Here is a 1,719-nt window from a genome sequence, read left to right on the forward strand (position 1 = left end):
TAGATGAAGAGTTTGATGAGCGTTTCTTGCTTAACTTCTGCGAGCAACTTGCCACTGCTAGAAACTTATTTTTCAATATTGATGTGCCGCATTTATCTTGCTCTATCCCAAATTCTAGGTATCGTGTCAATGCTTTGCACCCAAGCATTACAGCTAATAATTGCATAAGTATTAATATAAGAATCCCAAGTGATAAAAAATTCCCACTTGAGAATTTTAAGATTAATCCACAATGCCCTTATACCTATGATGACCTAAAAGGTTTCATACGAGATAGAAAAAACATACTCATAAGCGGAGGGACAGCAACAGGTAAAACAAGCTTTGCTAACTCTTTGCTTGATGAGATTCCACTTGAAGATAGGATAATCACGGTAGAAGATTCTCCTGAACTACACATTCATAATCTCAATAAAGTGCAAATCGTTGTTTCAAAAAACGAAGCCACAAACTACACTTATGAAAAAGCATTAAATGATTGTGTGCGTATGTCGCCTGATAGATTATTGCTAGGAGAGATTGATACAAGAAACACAATGCTATTTTTAAGGCTTAATAACACAGGGCATAGCGGCTCAATCAGCACACTTCACGCCAATAGTGTAGAAGATGCTATCCACGCTATTACTATGAATGCTAAATTCAGCGGAGCAAATGCAACAAATGAAGCGATAGTAGAATATTTTATTGCTGCTATTGATTATGTGATTCAAATTAAGAGAACAGAGCAAGGAAGAGAAGTCCATAATGTGCTTGATGTCAAAAAAGATTTAGCAAATATTCTAAAAAATAGCAAATAAGGAAACATAATGAGAGAATCTACATTCAAATCAAAATATATTACAGGAAAAAGACTAAATATACTTATCAGTAAAGATGCGTATAAAGCATTAGAAAAACAGAAAAAACAAATTAACACAACACGATATATAGAGCATTTGCTCATCAAAGCCGATGAGAATCCAGAGAGTATAGCACAAAGCTTTGATGAACAAAACAAATATCTAGATCAAATCACGCAGCTTATTAACTTCAATAAAAAACTCTATCTTGATATTAATGCCACATTTAGCAATCTTAATCAAATTGCTTATCGCTTAAATCTCGCAAATCTTAATGACCCTAACGAACTCAAAGCTCTAGCAGACAACAAAGAGTTTTTACTTGATACCAAACAAAATCTTATAGATACCAAAGAAGAGGTAATAAGCCTTAAAGAACTTCTAAAAACTTTTCTAAAGACAATGGAGAGAGCAAAAAAGAATGCCCAACCTCTCTATCCTAAAGAGCAACCCATAGAACAAAAAGGAGAAGACAATGCAATTTCTAATGAGTAAAAGATTCTATCCCTTATATTTTCTATTAGCAGTTATCAGTGTTCCTGCTACATTCTTATATTGTTTGCATATTTTCTATGCCATTAATGATTTTTGGGAGCTTATAGACTTTGCAGAACTCATTATTGATAATATTGGACAACGCAGTATGAAGTTTGATGTTTATCTCGCCATTGGAGTATCATTCTTCCCACCTATCTTTATTTTTATGTTTCTTAAACCCAAAAAGAGCCTTGATTCTCACGGCAAAGCAAGATGGGCTAATCAGCACGACATAGAAAAAAGCGATTTTCATTTAAATAAGCTTATCAAAGACTTTTTTGGCTTACTCAATCCCTTAAATTTCACGCCACAAAAATATTGGAAAGCTTTTAGAAAATTC

The 1,719-nt window shown here is 33.6% G+C and carries 2 protein-coding genes and 1 pseudogene; all 3 read left to right on the plus strand.

Annotated elements, in window-relative coordinates; translation table 11 throughout:
• Window positions 1–800: CpaF/VirB11 family protein (locus tag HCCG_RS11320; protein ID WP_034548668.1), on the plus strand; the 800-nt coding region annotated here is incomplete at its 5' end.
• A gap of 9 nt (window positions 801–809) precedes the next feature.
• Window positions 810–1,337, plus strand: coding sequence for a hypothetical protein (locus tag HCCG_RS11325; RefSeq protein ID WP_002957687.1), 528 nt, complete (start codon window positions 810–812; stop codon window positions 1,335–1,337).
• Window positions 1,318–1,719 (plus strand): annotated as a pseudogene (locus tag HCCG_RS11330) (type IV secretory system conjugative DNA transfer family protein); the annotation flags it as partial. The gene HCCG_RS11325 and the pseudogene HCCG_RS11330, both read left to right, overlap by 20 nt.

Source organism: Helicobacter cinaedi CCUG 18818 = ATCC BAA-847, assembly GCF_000155475.1.
In the GTDB taxonomy this organism is placed as follows: domain Bacteria; phylum Campylobacterota; class Campylobacteria; order Campylobacterales; family Helicobacteraceae; genus Helicobacter_C; species Helicobacter_C cinaedi.

What these genes read in the sequence shown, in the direction of transcription:
- HCCG_RS11325 (WP_002957687.1), top strand. Translation starts at nt 810, where the DNA reads ATGAGAGAATCTACATTCAAATCAAAATATATTACAGGAAAAAGACTA.